Raw genomic sequence first — 14081 nt, forward strand, 5'->3', positions numbered from 1 at the left:
CCGGTTCGTGTTCAGGAAGGCACGGCGGGGCCGCGGCTTCCTCGATGTGCAGGGCTCACGCCATTGAGCCCGCTGGAAGGGACTAATTCGCCTCGGGTGCGCCTTGGCGGTGCGCCGGTGCCGCGTGGCGGTGGCGCTGGGTGAGGGCGATGGCGATCGTGGGGATCAGCGTGAGAGCGGCGATGGCGGTTCCGACGGCGGCCGGACCAGTGGCGCCCAGAGGGGATTCGAGGGCGAGGCCGGCGATCCAGGAGCCGATGGCCGTGCCGAGATTGAAGGCCGAGACGGTCAGGGCGGAGCCCAGGGTGGGGGCCTTGCCTGCGAAGCGGACGGCCAGGGAGATCAGCACCGGGTTGGCGCCGAGCCCGAACAGCCCCAGCAGGGCGACCAGCACCATCGTGGGCGCGGCGTATCCGGACAGCAGGCAGAGCCCCAGTAGCAGGACCGTGGTCACCGCCGGGGCCGCGATGGTCGTCAGGTACGGACGGTGGTCCCCGAGACGGCCTCCCGCCAGGAAGCCTGCCAAGGCGCCGACACCGAACCCGACCAGAACCAGCGGCACCAGACCGGCGGCCAGACCCGCCCGGTCGGTCAGCAGCGGCGAGATGTAGGTGTACGTAGACAGCACGCCGCCGGCGGTGGTCACGCAGGCCGCAAGAGCGAGCCACAGGCGGCCCGAGCGCAGAGCGGACAGCTCGGAACGGACCGAGACCGCCTGGTAGCCGCCGGTGTCGCGCGGAACCTTCCGGGCGATGAGCACCATGGCGGCGGCTCCCAGGACGGCGAGCGCCCAGAACGGCCCCCGCCAGCCCACCACCTGTCCGGCGAACGCACCCAGCGGTACACCGACGACGTTGGCGAGCATCGCACCGGCGCCCACGACACCCAGCGCGCGAGAGCTCGCGGCCGGGCCGGCGGCGCGGGAGGCCACCACGTTGGCCACCGCCCAGAACGCGCCGGTCGCCAACGCGGTCACGAACCGGGCGGCCAGGATCAGCGCGAAGCTGGAGCCGAGGGCGACGACGACGTGCCCGGCCGCGAAGATCCCCAGCGCCAGGATCAGCGTCAGCCGCGCGGGCAGCCGCAGCGTCAGCATCGCCATCAGCGGCGCGCCGACGATCATCCCGACCGCGAAGACGGTGATCAGCAGTCCGGCCTGGGCCACGCCGACCTGCACGTCAGCGGCGATCTCCGGCAGCAGGCCCGCCACCACGAACTCGGTTGTGCCCATCAGAAACGTGCCCAGGGCCAGCACGTATACGAGGAGCGGAAGCCGGGCGGGCGGTAGCTTGTGGCTGCTGCTCCGCAGCTCGGCGGGGGCGTGGAGGGTGTCTCCTCGCGTAGTCATTCTTCTACTCCGCAGCTGGTCGAAATCGGGGGTGGAGGCCAGCGTTGTGGCAGCTGGTCACGCCAAGTTGCAGGCAAGCGGGCAAGCCGCCTGCGGAGGTACTCACGGTCAGGCGAGGTTCTTGGTGAAGAACTCGTCGAGCCGGTCGAAGGGGATGAGGTCCTTGCGGTCGTACAGGTCGACGTGGTCCGCGCCGGGGACGATCACGAGGTCGGCGGCGTCGGGGGCCTTCGCGTGGACGTCCTCGGAGTAGTAGCGGGAGTGCGCGTCGGCGCCGGCCACCAGGAGGGCCTTGCGGGGCGCCAACAGTTCGATGTTCGTCGTCAGGGGGAAGGCGAAGAACGACATCGGCGTGGTCGCGGTCCACGCGGTGGTGGAGATGATCGAGCGCGGGTGGTAGCCGCGCTCGGTGCGGTAGTAGTCGAAGAAGATCTTCGTGACCGGGTCGGCGTCCGCCGGGAGGGCCTTGGGCAGAATGAGGTTCGAAGGGGCGACGTTGCCGTTCTCGTCGAAGGGGACCTCGTGGGATCCCCGCGCGAAGGTGCCCTTCTCGGCGTCGATCCAGCGCTGCCGGCTGAGGTAGTCCACGACCTTCTGGCGCTGTTCGCGCGTGTAGTAGTCCTCGTGGCCGCGGGACATGCTGCGCGACATGTCGTACATCGAGGACGTGGCGACCGCCTTGATCCGGCTGTCTGTAGCCGCCGCGGTGAGCGCCATACCGCTCAGACCGCAGATGGCCTGCGCGCCGATCCGCTCACGGTCGACGATCTTCTGCACGCCGAGGAAATCGACGGCGGCGCTGTAGTCCTCGGTGAATATGTCGGGCGAGCCCACATCGCGCACCGTGCCGCCACTCTCCCCGGTGAAGGAGGGGTCGAAGGCGAGGGCGACGTAGCCGCGGCGGGCGAACTCGTTGGCGTAGAGCCCCGAGGACTGTTCCTTGACCGCGCCGTACGGGCCGCTGACCACCAGGGCGGGCAGCTTGCCCCTGACATTCTTCGGCACGTAGAGGTCTGCGGCGACCTCGATGCCGTAGCGGTTCTTGAACCGCACCGAGGTCCGCCTGACGTTCTTGTCCAACGCGAACGTGTAGCCAGCCTTGGCCGTGGCCTTGCCCTGTCCGGTGGCGCTCGCGGCGTGGCCGCTCTCTGCAGCGAAGGAGGGCCGAGCGGTGAAGGAGACGGCGGCGGTGGCTCCGGTGGCGGCGATCAGTCCGAGCGCTTTGCGGCGTTCCATGAAGGGACCTCATTTCGATCGGCGGAGGTAAAGGCGCGACGGTTGGTGGTGTCGTGACCGAGGCGCGATTCCAGGAGACCGCAGCTGCGTCAGGCGCGGCAGGCTGCGTTTATGGGGGGTACAAGCTCGACCCCCCTTTTCCCGGGGTGAGGGTCGTAGCGTGGATGGCATGGAACGCCTCCCCGACCACCACGCCGACATCCGTGACTTCCTCGCCACCCGGCGCGCCAAGATCACCCCGGAGGAGGTCGGGCTGCCCACCAGCGGGCGGCGCCGGGTTCCGGGGCTGCGGCGCGAGGAGGTCGCTGTCCTGGCCGGTGTGAGCACGGAGTGGTACACGCGGCTGGAGAAGGGCCACATCGCCGGTGTGTCCGAGGAGGTCCTCGACGCGGTCGCCCGTGCGCTGCAGCTGGACGAGGACGAGCGCATCTACCTGTTCGATCTGGCCCGGGCCGCGCAGCCGCCCAGCCGGACGCCGCGCCGCCGCAAGGCCGTCGACATCCCGCCCCGCGTCCAGTGGCTGCTCGACTCCATGACTCTGTCCGCGGCGTTCGTCACCAACGGCCGCCTGGACATCGTCGCCACCAACGCACTCGCCCGCGCCCTGTTCGCGCCGCTGTTCGACAGCGAGACCACGGACAAACGCGGCCGTCCGAACTTCGCCCGGTACTGGTTCCTCGACCGCGACGCACCCGACTTCGTCGCCGACTGGGAGGGCGCACTCGACACCACCGTTGCCCTGCTGCGCGCCGAGGCCGGCCGCTACCCGCACGACAAAGCCCTGCGCGAGCTGATCGGTGAACTGTCCACGACGAGCCCCGAGTTCCGCACCCGCTGGGCCGCCCACGACGTACGCATCCACCACGGCGGGCACAAAAAGTTCCAGCACCCTGACGCCGGGCCGCTGAAACTCGTCTACCAGCCGCTGGACCTGCCCATCTCCCCAAGCGAGGTCCACTCGCTGACCATCTACACGGCCGAGCCGGGTACCCCCGACGAGGACCGGCTCAAGCTCCTCGCCAGCTGGGCAGCGACCCGGCTCAAGGAATCAGAGCCCGCCGGCGACAGGGAACTGCCCTGAAACCCCTCACAGAAGCCACCTCGTCCTGTCGTGCCGGACGCCCTCCCGAACTCCCACAGCCCGGCCAAGATTCGTCCGCGCCGTTGCCTGCACGCGGGACGCACTCGTCGTGGGCGGAGCCGGGGTACAGACGCTCATGGAACCCCGGCCCGATGTCCAAGGGTATGAGGAGCGGGGCGGGAGCCCGCCGGGGCACAGGCGACACCACTGTCCGGTGATGGGCCCTGCGCTGCATGGCGGGTGTGACCGCAGTGCCCGCCCTCCTCTTAGAGGTCCTAACAAAGGCGTTGGACGTGTCGGTGGGTGATGAGGCAGGTCGCTAGGCCGAGGAAGGCTTCGTGGATGTCGTCGCGTCGTTCCCACCGGATGCGGAGGCGTCGGAAGCCGTGGAACCAGGCGATCGTGCGCTCGACAACCCAGCGATGAATACCGAGGCCGGAGCCGTGCGCTACTCCGCGGCGGGCGATGACCGGCTTGATGCCCTGAGCCCAGACCAGACGGCGGTACTTGTCGTGGTCATAGCCGCGGTCACCGAGCAGGACGTCAGGGCGCCGACGTGGCCTTCCCACGAGCCCCGGGACCGACGGGATCTTGGCGAGCAGGGGCATCAGCTGGGTGACGTCGTTGCGGTTTCCGCCGGTCAGGGACACCGCGAGCGGGATGCCCTGGCCGTCGACGAGGATGTGGTGCTTGCTGCCCGGCCGTGCGCGGTCGACCGGGCTGGGGCCGCTTTTGGGCCGCGCCGAGCGGCCCGGACGTAGGAAGAATCGATCACCGCCCGCGACCAGTCGAGCTGTTCCGCCGCTCGCAGCCTGGCCAGCAGCACGACGTGCAGCCTGTCCCAGACGCCGGCCTCATTCCAGGCAGCGAGCCGGCGCCAGCACGTCATGCCTGAACCGAAGCCCAGCTCCTGCGGCAGGTACTCCCACTGGATCCCGGTATGCAGCACGAACAGGATCCCGCAGAGCGCTTGACGGTCAGGAACTCTCGGCCTGCCGGGCACCAGCTTCGGCGCCGGAACAGGCAACAACGGCTCTACCAGCGACCACAGTTCATCCGAGACGATCCACGGACGCGACTCTCTCTTCCCCACGAACAGCCCAACGAGCAACCAAGCCGACAGTCACATCATCTGAGGCTTCTGTTAGGACCTCTTATAGGGCCAGCAGGAGCTTTCCGCGCAAGCCTCCCTGCTCGAACGCCGCGTGCGCCGCGGCGGCGTCCGACAGCGGGTACGTGCGGCAGACCGGCACCGTCAACGTGCCGTCGGCCAGCTGCTCGGCGATGGCGGCCAGTTGGGGTCCGTCTTCCTCGACGTAGTTCTTCCGGGGCGTGATCGCGCGCTCCGGTTCGGGCTGTTCGTTGTCCGTGATGGAGAGGAATTCACCGCCGTCGCGGACGTTCGAGATCGTCTGGGGGACTCCTGCGGTGTCGATCACGGCGTCGAACGCCTGCGAGGGGATGTCTGCGCCGGACGGGTACACCGTGCGTACGCCGAGGGAGGCGAGATCGTCGTGGTCGGTGGCTCGGGCGAGGCCCGAGACTTCGTGCCCGGCCTGGATGAGCCGTTGGACGGTGACCCGGCCCACCGCTCCCGCCGCTCCCGTGACGAGTACCTTCGCACGATCGGGCAGGTGCAGGTTGCTCAGGAGCTGCGCCGAGGTCAGCACGGTCAGGGGAGCCGCCGCCGCTGTCTCCAGACTGAGACCCGCGGGTAGCGGGGCGAAGAGCTGGTGGGGTGCGCTGACGAATTCCGCGTAGGTTCCCTGGAGCCGGGTCATCTGCTTGACCATGCCCATCACCCGGTCGCCCACGCGGAACCGGGTCACCTCTGAGCCGACGGCGTCGACGGTTCCGGCGACATCCCAGCCGAGTACGGCGGGGAAGGTGAGATCGACTCCGGGGATGCCTCGTCGAGTCCAGATGTCGACGGGGTTGACCGCGGCGAAGGCCGTCTTCACGCGGATGTCGTGCGGCCCGGTCTGTGGGAGCTCCACGTCAGCGTAGGTGAGTTCGTCCGCTGGTCCGGTACGGCCGATGACTGCTGCTTTCATGCTGAGTTCCTTTCGAGGATCACCGTGAGTACGGGGCGCCGATTCGGGGTGCGCGGTCAGGAGAGCACCAGCGCGGAGGCCAGCGCGGGACCGATCGCGCCGCCGAGGAGATAGAGCAGGGTGAACAGCCCGATCGCTGTCGGCTTGTGCTGCTCGGGCACGGAGGCGGTGGCCACGATGACCTGGGTGGCGTTGGCCGAGGTCGCGGCGAACAGCGCCAGGAAGATCCCGGCCAGAAGGAGGACCGGCGCGCTCGCGAAGAGGGCGGCGAGTACGGCCGTACCCCCGGCTGCCACGAGCACGACCCGCACGGTGGTGCGGGAGAGGCGGGCGGCGATGGAGGTGAAGGCGAGGGTCGCGAGCGAGGCCAGGACCATCGCGACGAGCTGCCCGGTGGCGGCGGCGTCCTTCGTCCAGTGGGCGCGGGCGATGAGCAGCTGCGGGATGACGAACAGCAGAGTGAAGTACCCCGCCGAGAGCGCCAGCGTCAGGCCGGTGGCGCTTGGGAACCTGCCCGATCGGATCGTCGCCACCGGCACATAACCGTCGCTGCGGCGGCGCGTATGGAGGACGAGCAACAGGATCGAGATGACCGTTGCTGCCAGGGCGGGAAGCGGGTTCGAGGCGACCATCACGACGCTTCCGGAGAGCACGGCGACCAGCAGCGCGCCCCAGGTGTCGAAGCGGTCTGTGCCGGCTGTGCCTGGTGCGATACGGCGGCTGACCACGGGCACGGTGATCAGCGTGATCGCCAGCATCGAGAGCGCGACGCGACACGACAGGGCCTCGGTGAGCTGCGTGCCGATCAGCGGACTCACCGCACCGAACAGCCCCATTCCCGCGCTGATGGCGCCGATCCTGCGGGCGCTGCCGGCCAGGGTGATGGCGAGCACGTTCAGCCCGGCTCCACCGGCGGCCTGGATGGCCCGCCCGGCGACGGCCAGCGGCAGCCAGGGCGAGACCAGGAGAAGAAACGTGCCGGCGGTGACGAGCGCGGCGCTCGTGAAGAGCACCGTGCGCCGACCGCGGTGCCTCATGAGCGCGGCCTGCAGCGGTGTCGCCACCGCCAGGACGAGCGCGAACACGGTGGCCAGCCAGGAAGCGGTCGCGGCCGACGTGCCCAGCGCGGTGCCGATGTCGTCGAGGATGAGCACCGAAGCGTTGTTCGCGGCGGCCACCGGCGACGCCATGAGCACGAGCCACCCCACCGGCACCAGGGCCCGGGCGAGCGCTGGTGCGGGGTTGCAGGGGGACGTGTGCGGCTGGGCGGGTGCGTTGCTGTTCATGATCTCCGGGCCTTCGGGGTGCGCAGAGGGGGCTCGGCCTGATTTCCGGCCGCCGGCACCCCGTCCTGGAAGAGGCAGCGGGCCGGGACGGCCTTGTGCGGGTCCCGGCCCCGTGCGTCGTGGTGTTACCAGGGCAGGATCTGCTGGTCCTGGTAGAAGGCACCGGTGCCTGCGGCGGCGGGCAGGTTGACGACGTGCTTGATGCTGGCCGCGCCCTCCGCGACAGGACGGCCGCCCTCGCCACCGAGGTCGGTGGCCGTCCAGCCCGGGCTCGCGGCGTGGACAGTGACCCCGTCCTCGGCGAGCTCCGCGGCCAGCGAACGGGTCAGCGCGTTGAGCGCCGCCTTCGAGGCGCCGTAGGCGGGAGTGCCCGCCCCCATGCGCTCCAACGAGGCAGCCTCGCTGGACACGTTGACGATGCGGGCGCCGGACGCCTTGCGCAGCAGCGGCACCATCGCCTGAGTGACGCGCCACGCGCTGAACAGGTTGATCTCCAGCGCCTCCTGCACCACGCCGAGATCCGCGATGGACGCCTTCTGGGCGTAGTCGAAGACGCCGCCGACGTTGTTGACCAGCACGTCGAGGCGACCGTGCTCGGCCTCTATCTGCGCGGCCGCGGCCTTGATGTTTGCCGGGTCCGACGTGTCGAGCTGGACCGGGTGGGTGTCGCCGCCGATTTCCGCAGCGGCCTGCGCCGCGGCCTCGCCGTTGCGGGCGCTGAGCAGAACGGTCTCGCCGTCCGCGGCGAGCTGGGCCGCGACCTCGCGGCCCAGGCCGCGGTTGGCTCCGGTGATCAGGATGACGCGTGACATAGCTGTGTCTCTTTCCTAGCAGGGGTGTGAGGGGCAGTCGTTCTAGGCGCTGACATGGCGCCCATTTCGGACGCCCCCTCGATCACCACCATGCCCCTGCGGATCCACAATGTCAAACAATCTGACACCAAAACTGCTAGAGTTCAGCATTATGGAATTCGAGTCTTCTTCCGGCCGTGTGATCCAGTCCGTGCAGCGCGCCTTTGACCTGCTGGAACGCATCGCGACGCACCCCGAAGGCGCCCGCTTGAGCGAGCTCGCCGACGGCGCGGGCCTCAACCGCAGCACCGCCCACAACCTGCTCGCCTCCCTCGAAGGGCTCGGCTACATCACGCAGGACAAAAAGGGCGCCGCCTACCGACTGACCGGCAAACTCAACCGCCTGCTCCGCCTGGACGCCGAGGCCGAGCACGCCCTGCGCGCCCGCATCCGGCCCGTGCTCGAAACCGTGAGCCGGGCATCGGGCGAGTCCACCTTCCTCGCCTTCGCCACCGGCACCGACTACCTGTGCGTCGACGCCGTGCAATCCGACCAGCCCCTACACCTCGCCGTCCGGCCCGGCGAACGAAAGCCCTTGATCGGCGAGGCGCTCGGCCACGTCCTCCTGGCAGCCGACACCGACCTCGCCCATGCCGTCCGCACCGATGACCCGGACCGATGGGAGCGCCACGCACAGGAGATCGCCGACGCGCAACGCCACGGCTACGCCCTCGACCTGGACAGCCAGCAAGCAGGGATCTCATGCGTCGCGGTCGCAGTCACCCCACGCGCTGCGATCGCCATCGCCGGGCCCACCAGCCGCCTCCCGAAATCACGCCTCATCACCATCGGCCAGCAGATGCGCGAGGAGCTGGACAAGGTACGCCCCGTCAGCCAGGGGTGGCTGTGACCCCTGGATCACGCGTGGCACGCTTTCTGCTCGTACGCCCGCCCGGCCGGTCTGGCGGTACTCCCCGACGGGGATCGGCGACAGTAGGGCACCAGCGGGCCTGGGCCCGGGGCGGGAGGACAAATCCGTGACGGACCTTGCCCTGGGTCCAGCGCCTCGTCACCGCGGGCGGGAGGGCCCTGGCGCCTTCTGCTCGCCACGCTGGTTGAGCGACCGGGTCAGCTCACGATTGGCCTCCCGGGCGGCCCGCAGGTCGGCCTGGCTCTCCTCCAAAGCCTCGGTCAGCTCGACGTTACGCTGCTCGAGCCGGGTGACGGCGCCCTGGAGCTCCTCAACATCGACGGGCGCGCCGAGGCCGGACTCGTGCCAGGCTTGCTCACCCAACTCGCTGGACAGTCGCTTCTCCAGCTGCAGAATCCGCGCGGCCAGTCGGACGTTGCGCGCTTGCGCATTGGCCAGATCGGCCTGGAGCGAGGCCCTGCTCACCGCCGAGGCACCCGATGCCGGATCTCGTTCGGACGGCTCGAGTTCGGCAGCATGGACCAGTTCGAGCAGATCCCGATGCCGGTAGAGGAACGTCCGATCCACCCCCGCCTGGCGGGCGATCCCCGAAACCGTGATGCGGGCCCCCTTCTGCGCGGCGACGTTAACGGCCTTCATCACCCGCTGCCGGCGCCGGTCGCAATCCGCCTGACGGCCCACGCTCATCGCGGAACTCATGCTGCCCTCCTCGGCCGGACATCAGGCAACGGCTGTCCGACACGGGGCATGCCCAGCATCACGCTCCGCCCGCGGCGGACGACCGAGACCGCCTGCTCGACCTGAGTCCGCTCCTCCTCTGTGAGATCGTCCAGGTCCGCCTTAACCCGGCTGATCAGACGCCTCACCCGGCCGATCTCCTCTTCCGACGGCATGGCCTCGCTCCGCGCCCAGTCATCCGCCTCGAACGCCGACATCAGCTTCTCCCGGCTGCGCAGCAGATCGGACAGATACGCCTCCAAGTCCGGCAGGTAGGAGATGTCGGTGCTGAAGTGCTCGCAGCCCAGGCACCGAAAGCGCAACGCGCAGCTCTGCCCGCCGGCCGCCACGTTCGACGGCTCCTTGCACACGCCGTACGCCGTGGCGACCTCACCGATCCCACGCCGGACGTGTTCGGAGTCCAAGAGACCCTGGACCTTGCGCCACACGCGGTTGCCGTGCCGGTCGAACTGCATCACCGTGACCCGGTCGATGGCCTCGCGCCGCCGGTCCTGGCCGATGCGGTAGTACGCCTGGCTGGTCTGCAGCTGGCGGTGGTCCATGAGCTCCTTAAGGACCTCCGGCGCCACGCCCTTGTCAGCGTGCCGCTGCGCGAAGCTGTGCCGGTACGCGTACGGGAAGACCTTCTTCTTGTCGAACGGCAAGAGCCTCGTCACCAGGTTCCCGTCTTCCTCCACCTCGATCGGCACGAGGAAGTCGGGCAGCGCGCGGACCCAGTTGCGGTGCTGGTCCCAGATGCCGGAGATCGGTTTGGTCCCCCACGGATTGGCGACCGGCGAGGGCAGCAGCTTCAGCTCGGAGGACGGGGTGTCGGGGAAGCGCTCACGCACGCGTTTCTGCTGGGCGACGATGACCGCCGCCGTGGCCTTGGCGATCGGTAGACGTCGTCCCAGCCGGTGCGCCTTGTGGTTGTCGTAGATGAGTACGGGACTGCCGTCCGGATCTCTCTCCAGACAATCCAGGGGGAGACGGCAGGCCTCGTCCGGCCTGCGCCCGGTGTCAATCAACAGTTCTGTGCAGACCCGTACTTCGGGCCCGCTCATCTCTTCCAGCAGGTTTAGGTTGTCGCAGAGCTGCTGCATCACCTCGTCGGGCAGGTCCTTGCCAGCCTCGGTGTCCTCGGGCTCGTCCGGCATGTCCTCGGGGCCCAGGACGAAGTCCGCCCGCAGCCCGTCGAGGAGTTCGCCCTTGGCGGTCAGGCCGAGGGTCCGCCACCGGTTAAGGATCTTGCGGACGGTCCGCGCGATGTCGAGTCGCTGGTGGGCGCTCAACTTCCCGTTCTCGGTCTTGAAGGCGAGCCGGTTGCAGAATGCGACGATGTCGCGCCGGTCAAGCAGCGAGACGACCAGCCCGCCGTCCTCACGCTGCAGATGAAGGCTCTTCGAGAGCTCCACCATCGCCTCGATCTGCCGCTGCACCCGCCTGCCCGCCGCATTTCCGCGGCGGCGCGGTAGATCATCAGCAGCCCAGACCTTCACGGCCTCGCGGAGTACGTCCTGGCGGATGTCCGTGAAATCGGCAGTGCCGCCGTACCCGAAGACGGCGAGGTCCCACACATCGCGCAGCGCCTCATCCTCCGCGGTGGCGCCGAACCGGTAGAGGGTCCTGCGCATCGTCTTGACCAGGGAGATGGGGTGGTCCTTCAGGCCTGCTTCCTCTGGATCTCCGAGATCGTCGAGGCGCTCGCAGCGCAGGGCACGAAGCTTGTCGCAGATCGCCCGAAGCCAGTAGCCATACGTCCTCACGCCGTTCGCGGTGCGCTGCTGCACGCAGTACAGGAGCTCCGCGACCACGCGTCTGGGGAGCCCGCGCATGCTGACCTCCTGGCTCATGTGGACTGGCGGCGCGGTCAGGCGCCACAGCTCTTCGTCGCCGTCGAAGGCCCCCGTGTTCTTGTCCTTGGTGAGCTTCTGCCGATGCGCGTCGCAGTACTCCGAGCCCGGGGAGACCCTCTGGCGATGGCATGCCGCCACATCGCACATGCCGTGTCCTGGATACGGCCGTGGCAGCGGGTGTGCCAGGAACGCCTCGAGCGGGATCTTCAGTTTGTGGAGCCGCTGGTAGTGGTGGTTCTGGCACAGGCCCGCGGTCGGACTCCGCCACGGCCGCTTGCAGTCGGGGAATCGGCACAGGGCCTGGCGCACGTGCACGACGTTGAACCGATCTTGGGTGCCGATGAACTCCTCAACGCTCAACTCCGACGCCCTCCAGCGGATCCGGCAGCCGGAGCAGAAGGGGCCGCGTCGCTCCCAGCCCTTGTCGCAGCCCTTCACCGAGCACTCCGGCATCCCGATCACCGGGTGCTCTCTGGGGTAGACGAGGATGCCCAGCTCCCAGTCCCAGCTGATTAGTTTGAGGAACTCCGGATCCAGTGCGTCGATCAACGCCTGGGTCCGTTCGCAATCCGGCACGGCCTCGGGCCGCAACGCCAACGAGGTCACCGACATCAGCGGTCACCTCCATCGCGCCACTCCCGGGGAGAAGGCACCCGTTCCACCGCTTCACGCAGCCTCGACTGATCCGGGATGATGTACGGGCGCGCCGACTCCGGGTGCTTCTGTCCCAACAGCGCCTGCACGTCATCGAGTTTGCCGCCAGCGTCAGAGACGTTGCTGCCGAAGGCGCGGCGGGCCATATGGGGTCCGACCATCCGCGAGAGGCCCGCCCGGCCAGTCAGGCGCTCGAACAGCTCGTAGATCGCCTCCGGCGTCATCGGCGAGCCGAGCACGCCGCGGAAGAGATTCACGAGCAGGAAGTCGCTGCCGCCGGCACCGAGAAGGGAGTACCGCTCGTCGATGTACTGGTCGTAGGCCCGCACCACGAGGAAGTCCACGGGCAGGACCACTGACTCCCGCGACTTGGACCACGCACCGTTGCTGTTCTCCCGTCGGCGCACATGGATGTGGGGACCCTTGTAGTCACAGCCCAGCGCACGCGAGTCCGGCAGCATATGACAGTCGGACCGATGCAGGCCCGCCGCTTGACCGCGTCGCAGACCCACCCGGCCCAGCAGCACGACGACCAGGCGGTCACGCGCGCACCGGCACTCCATGAACATGTCGACGAGCTCTTCGTCGGAGGCCCGGTCTACCGCAGACTCCGGTTCCTGAAGCCGATGGCGGGCACGAAGGCGGTAGAACAATCCGGTGCCCTCACCTTGAGCCTCCGCAGGGAGGTCCCGGCTGTCGCCCATCTCGTAGAGCTGCCCCAGCACAGCCCGCGGCGCCTCCGCCACAGAGACCGCGTACGACAGGAAGCCACGCGTCGCCGACAGCACGACGTTGATCCGCCGCTCCTGCCGGACCTGCTTGCCGCCCGGCCCGGACACGACCACTGGTGGGCCTCCATCCCGTAGGGCAGGGGCGTGTCTCAACCAGACGATGAACAGCCCCAGGTCGCGGGCCGCCTCCCTCCAGTCCCGGCCAGTTGCGCCGCACCATCGCAGGTACAGCGCTACGCCACCCGCGTTCGTCTTGGTCGTGAGCTCGGCGCGACTCCGACCGAAGCGCTGGTAGCGCCCCCAACGGTCAGGAACGGGGACGACTCGAAGATCGTCGTCAAGGACGGTCCAGTAGCGCGTGCCCGAGGGCAGGTCTACGGGAAATGCCCGCATGTGTGTCTCCGGTGATTTGACGGATCGTGCAACAACCCGCCACAGAGCCACACCCCCCGAGTACGAGCGTTTGTATATCAACGACAGGCACTCGCACCACGTCACACCACACGTTCAGGAACCCATAGATCGTCGCCGCGATGCTGAACGGCGAAGCGACCGTGAAGCGCCTGCGCTTCGAGAACGGGCAGGCGTGGCTGATGCTCCACAACCCTGCCTACGAGCCGATCCCCGGCGACGACGCCGCGATCCTCGGCAAAGTCGTCACAGTCCTCCGCTCCCTCTGAGCTGCCGCACAGATGGTCGCAGCAAGGAACGCGTGGTGGTCAGGGCAGGCGGCCGCCGCCGAAGCCGGCGGTTCCCTGCGGCAAACGAACATGCTGTTCTGACACCACGAGAGCCCTCAAGACCGAAGGGACCATCATGCTCGCTGCCGTCATTGCCGTACTCGGCACCCTGCTCGGCGCAGTCGTCGCTGGAGCCTTCCAGCAGAAGAACGCCAGCCGCACTCAGCGGGCCGCCGCAGACGAGCAGTTACGGCGCGCGCGACTCGAAGCAGTGACTGCGCTTGCTGCCGCGGGCTCCGACCACCGGCGCGCGATGTGGATGCGCGGCGAGGCCGAGCTTGCCGGGACGAGTCCGGAACGTCTCGAAGAACTCCGCATCGCCTCGCACGCCACCCGGTCCGCAATCACGCGCCCCCTCGTCGCCGTCCAGGTCCTCATCCCCGACCCGACTGTCCGCACCACAGCCAAGGATCTGGTGGTGGCGGCGTACTGCATGCGGGACGAGGCGCACACGATCGAAGCGCTCACTGCGGCGCGTGAGGCCCACGACCGGTTCGTGGACGCAGCAGCCGCTTTCCTCACTGCGGCCTGACTCATTTGCTCGGATGCCCGATGCCCTAGGGCCTGTGTGAGGTTGTGATCATTCGGTCGTCGGTAAGAGGTCGTTGATCCAGATCAGAGAGGCTCGGAGGTGGAGTCCGGCGTCGTAGCTCTCG

General features: G+C 68.8%; 11 protein-coding genes and 2 pseudogenes. 4 read left to right on the plus strand and 9 right to left on the minus strand.

All coding sequences use genetic code 11. The features are described from left to right. Positions 1–82: 82 nt before the first annotated feature. Both IA22_RS0132245 and IA22_RS0132250 read right to left on the minus strand, forming a co-directional pair. Positions 83–1348, minus strand: a complete 1266-nt coding sequence (locus IA22_RS0132245; RefSeq protein WP_078605677.1) for an MFS transporter — start codon at positions 1346–1348, stop codon at positions 83–85. Between the two features lie 108 nt (positions 1349–1456). Then, on the minus strand, positions 1457–2584 hold the full coding sequence (locus tag IA22_RS0132250; protein ID WP_078605675.1) for an alpha/beta hydrolase: 1128 nt from the start codon (positions 2582–2584) through the stop codon (positions 1457–1459). A 169-nt stretch (positions 2585–2753) separates the two neighbouring features. Here IA22_RS0132250 and IA22_RS0132255 point away from each other — a divergent pair, with 169 nt between their 5' ends. Then, entirely contained in the window at positions 2754–3665 is a 912-nt protein-coding gene (locus IA22_RS0132255; protein WP_030639108.1) for a helix-turn-helix domain-containing protein, read from the plus strand. 275 nt (positions 3666–3940) lie between these two features. Here IA22_RS0132255 and IA22_RS35715 read toward each other — a convergent pair. The 4 genes and pseudogenes from IA22_RS35715 to IA22_RS0132275 all read right to left on the minus strand — a co-directional run bounded on the left by IA22_RS35715 (position 3941) and on the right by IA22_RS0132275 (position 7817). Next, positions 3941–4758: pseudogene (locus tag IA22_RS35715) on the minus strand (IS5 family transposase). Positions 4759–4819: 61 nt separating this feature from the next. Further along, complete coding sequence (locus tag IA22_RS0132265; protein WP_030125683.1) at positions 4820–5719, minus strand: NADP-dependent oxidoreductase; 900 nt, start codon at positions 5717–5719, stop codon at positions 4820–4822. 56 nt (positions 5720–5775) lie between these two features. Further along, on the minus strand, positions 5776–7005 hold the full coding sequence (locus tag IA22_RS0132270) for an MFS transporter (protein ID WP_030125684.1): 1230 nt from the start codon (positions 7003–7005) through the stop codon (positions 5776–5778). A 125-nt stretch (positions 7006–7130) separates the two neighbouring features. After that, positions 7131–7817, minus strand: a complete 687-nt coding sequence (locus IA22_RS0132275; RefSeq protein WP_030125685.1) for an SDR family NAD(P)-dependent oxidoreductase — start codon at positions 7815–7817, stop codon at positions 7131–7133. Between the two features lie 109 nt (positions 7818–7926). Between IA22_RS0132275 and IA22_RS0132280 the strand changes: the two genes are divergently transcribed. Next, a complete protein-coding gene (locus tag IA22_RS0132280) occupies positions 7927–8706 on the plus strand; it encodes an IclR family transcriptional regulator (RefSeq protein WP_078605673.1) in 780 nt (259 codons plus the stop codon). A 159-nt stretch (positions 8707–8865) separates the two neighbouring features. Here the strand turns inward: IA22_RS0132280 and IA22_RS0132285 are convergent, their stop codons facing one another. From IA22_RS0132285 to IA22_RS0132295, 3 genes are read right to left on the minus strand one after another with little or no spacing between them, the layout of a single operon-like run. After that, on the minus strand, positions 8866–9426 hold the full coding sequence (locus IA22_RS0132285) for a DUF6262 family protein (RefSeq protein WP_030125687.1): 561 nt from the start codon (positions 9424–9426) through the stop codon (positions 8866–8868). After that, the gene (locus tag IA22_RS37855; RefSeq protein ID WP_245229641.1) at positions 9423–11912 is read right to left on the minus strand and encodes a tyrosine-type recombinase/integrase; all 2490 of its coding nucleotides are present in this window, start codon (positions 11910–11912) and stop codon (positions 9423–9425) included. Before IA22_RS37855 ends, IA22_RS0132285 begins: the two co-directional genes overlap by 4 nt. Then, positions 11912–12799, minus strand: a complete 888-nt coding sequence (locus tag IA22_RS0132295; protein WP_234434669.1) for a tyrosine-type recombinase/integrase — start codon at positions 12797–12799, stop codon at positions 11912–11914. Before IA22_RS0132295 ends, IA22_RS37855 begins: the two co-directional genes overlap by 1 nt. A 407-nt stretch (positions 12800–13206) precedes the next feature. On the opposite strand from IA22_RS0132295, the pseudogene IA22_RS35725 reads away from it, so the two are divergent. Beyond that, positions 13207–13365, plus strand: a pseudogene (locus tag IA22_RS35725) (LexA family protein); the annotation flags it as partial. A 136-nt stretch (positions 13366–13501) separates the two neighbouring features. Continuing rightward, on the plus strand, positions 13502–13957 hold the full coding sequence (locus IA22_RS0132305; protein WP_030125690.1) for a hypothetical protein: 456 nt from the start codon (positions 13502–13504) through the stop codon (positions 13955–13957). Positions 13958–14081 lie beyond the last annotated feature (124 nt).

The organism is Kitasatospora papulosa (genome assembly GCF_000717245.1).
Classification (GTDB): domain Bacteria; phylum Actinomycetota; class Actinomycetes; order Streptomycetales; family Streptomycetaceae; genus Streptomyces; species Streptomyces papulosus.

What these genes read in the sequence shown, in the direction of transcription:
- IA22_RS0132280 (WP_078605673.1), top strand. Translation starts at nt 7,927, where the DNA reads ATGTCAAACAATCTGACACCAAAACTGCTAGAGTTCAGCATTATGGAA.
- IA22_RS0132265 (WP_030125683.1), bottom strand. Translation starts at nt 5,719, where the DNA reads ATGAAAGCAGCAGTCATCGGCCGTACCGGACCAGCGGACGAACTCACC.
- IA22_RS0132245 (WP_078605677.1), bottom strand. Translation starts at nt 1,348, where the DNA reads ATGACTACGCGAGGAGACACCCTCCACGCCCCCGCCGAGCTGCGGAGC.
- IA22_RS37855 (WP_245229641.1), bottom strand. Translation starts at nt 11,912, where the DNA reads ATGTCGGTGACCTCGTTGGCGTTGCGGCCCGAGGCCGTGCCGGATTGC.
- IA22_RS0132270 (WP_030125684.1), bottom strand. Translation starts at nt 7,005, where the DNA reads ATGAACAGCAACGCACCCGCCCAGCCGCACACGTCCCCCTGCAACCCC.
- IA22_RS0132285 (WP_030125687.1), bottom strand. Translation starts at nt 9,426, where the DNA reads ATGAGTTCCGCGATGAGCGTGGGCCGTCAGGCGGATTGCGACCGGCGC.
- IA22_RS0132250 (WP_078605675.1), bottom strand. Translation starts at nt 2,584, where the DNA reads ATGGAACGCCGCAAAGCGCTCGGACTGATCGCCGCCACCGGAGCCACC.
- IA22_RS0132305 (WP_030125690.1), top strand. Translation starts at nt 13,502, where the DNA reads ATGCTCGCTGCCGTCATTGCCGTACTCGGCACCCTGCTCGGCGCAGTC.
- IA22_RS0132255 (WP_030639108.1), top strand. Translation starts at nt 2,754, where the DNA reads ATGGAACGCCTCCCCGACCACCACGCCGACATCCGTGACTTCCTCGCC.
- IA22_RS0132275 (WP_030125685.1), bottom strand. Translation starts at nt 7,817, where the DNA reads ATGTCACGCGTCATCCTGATCACCGGAGCCAACCGCGGCCTGGGCCGC.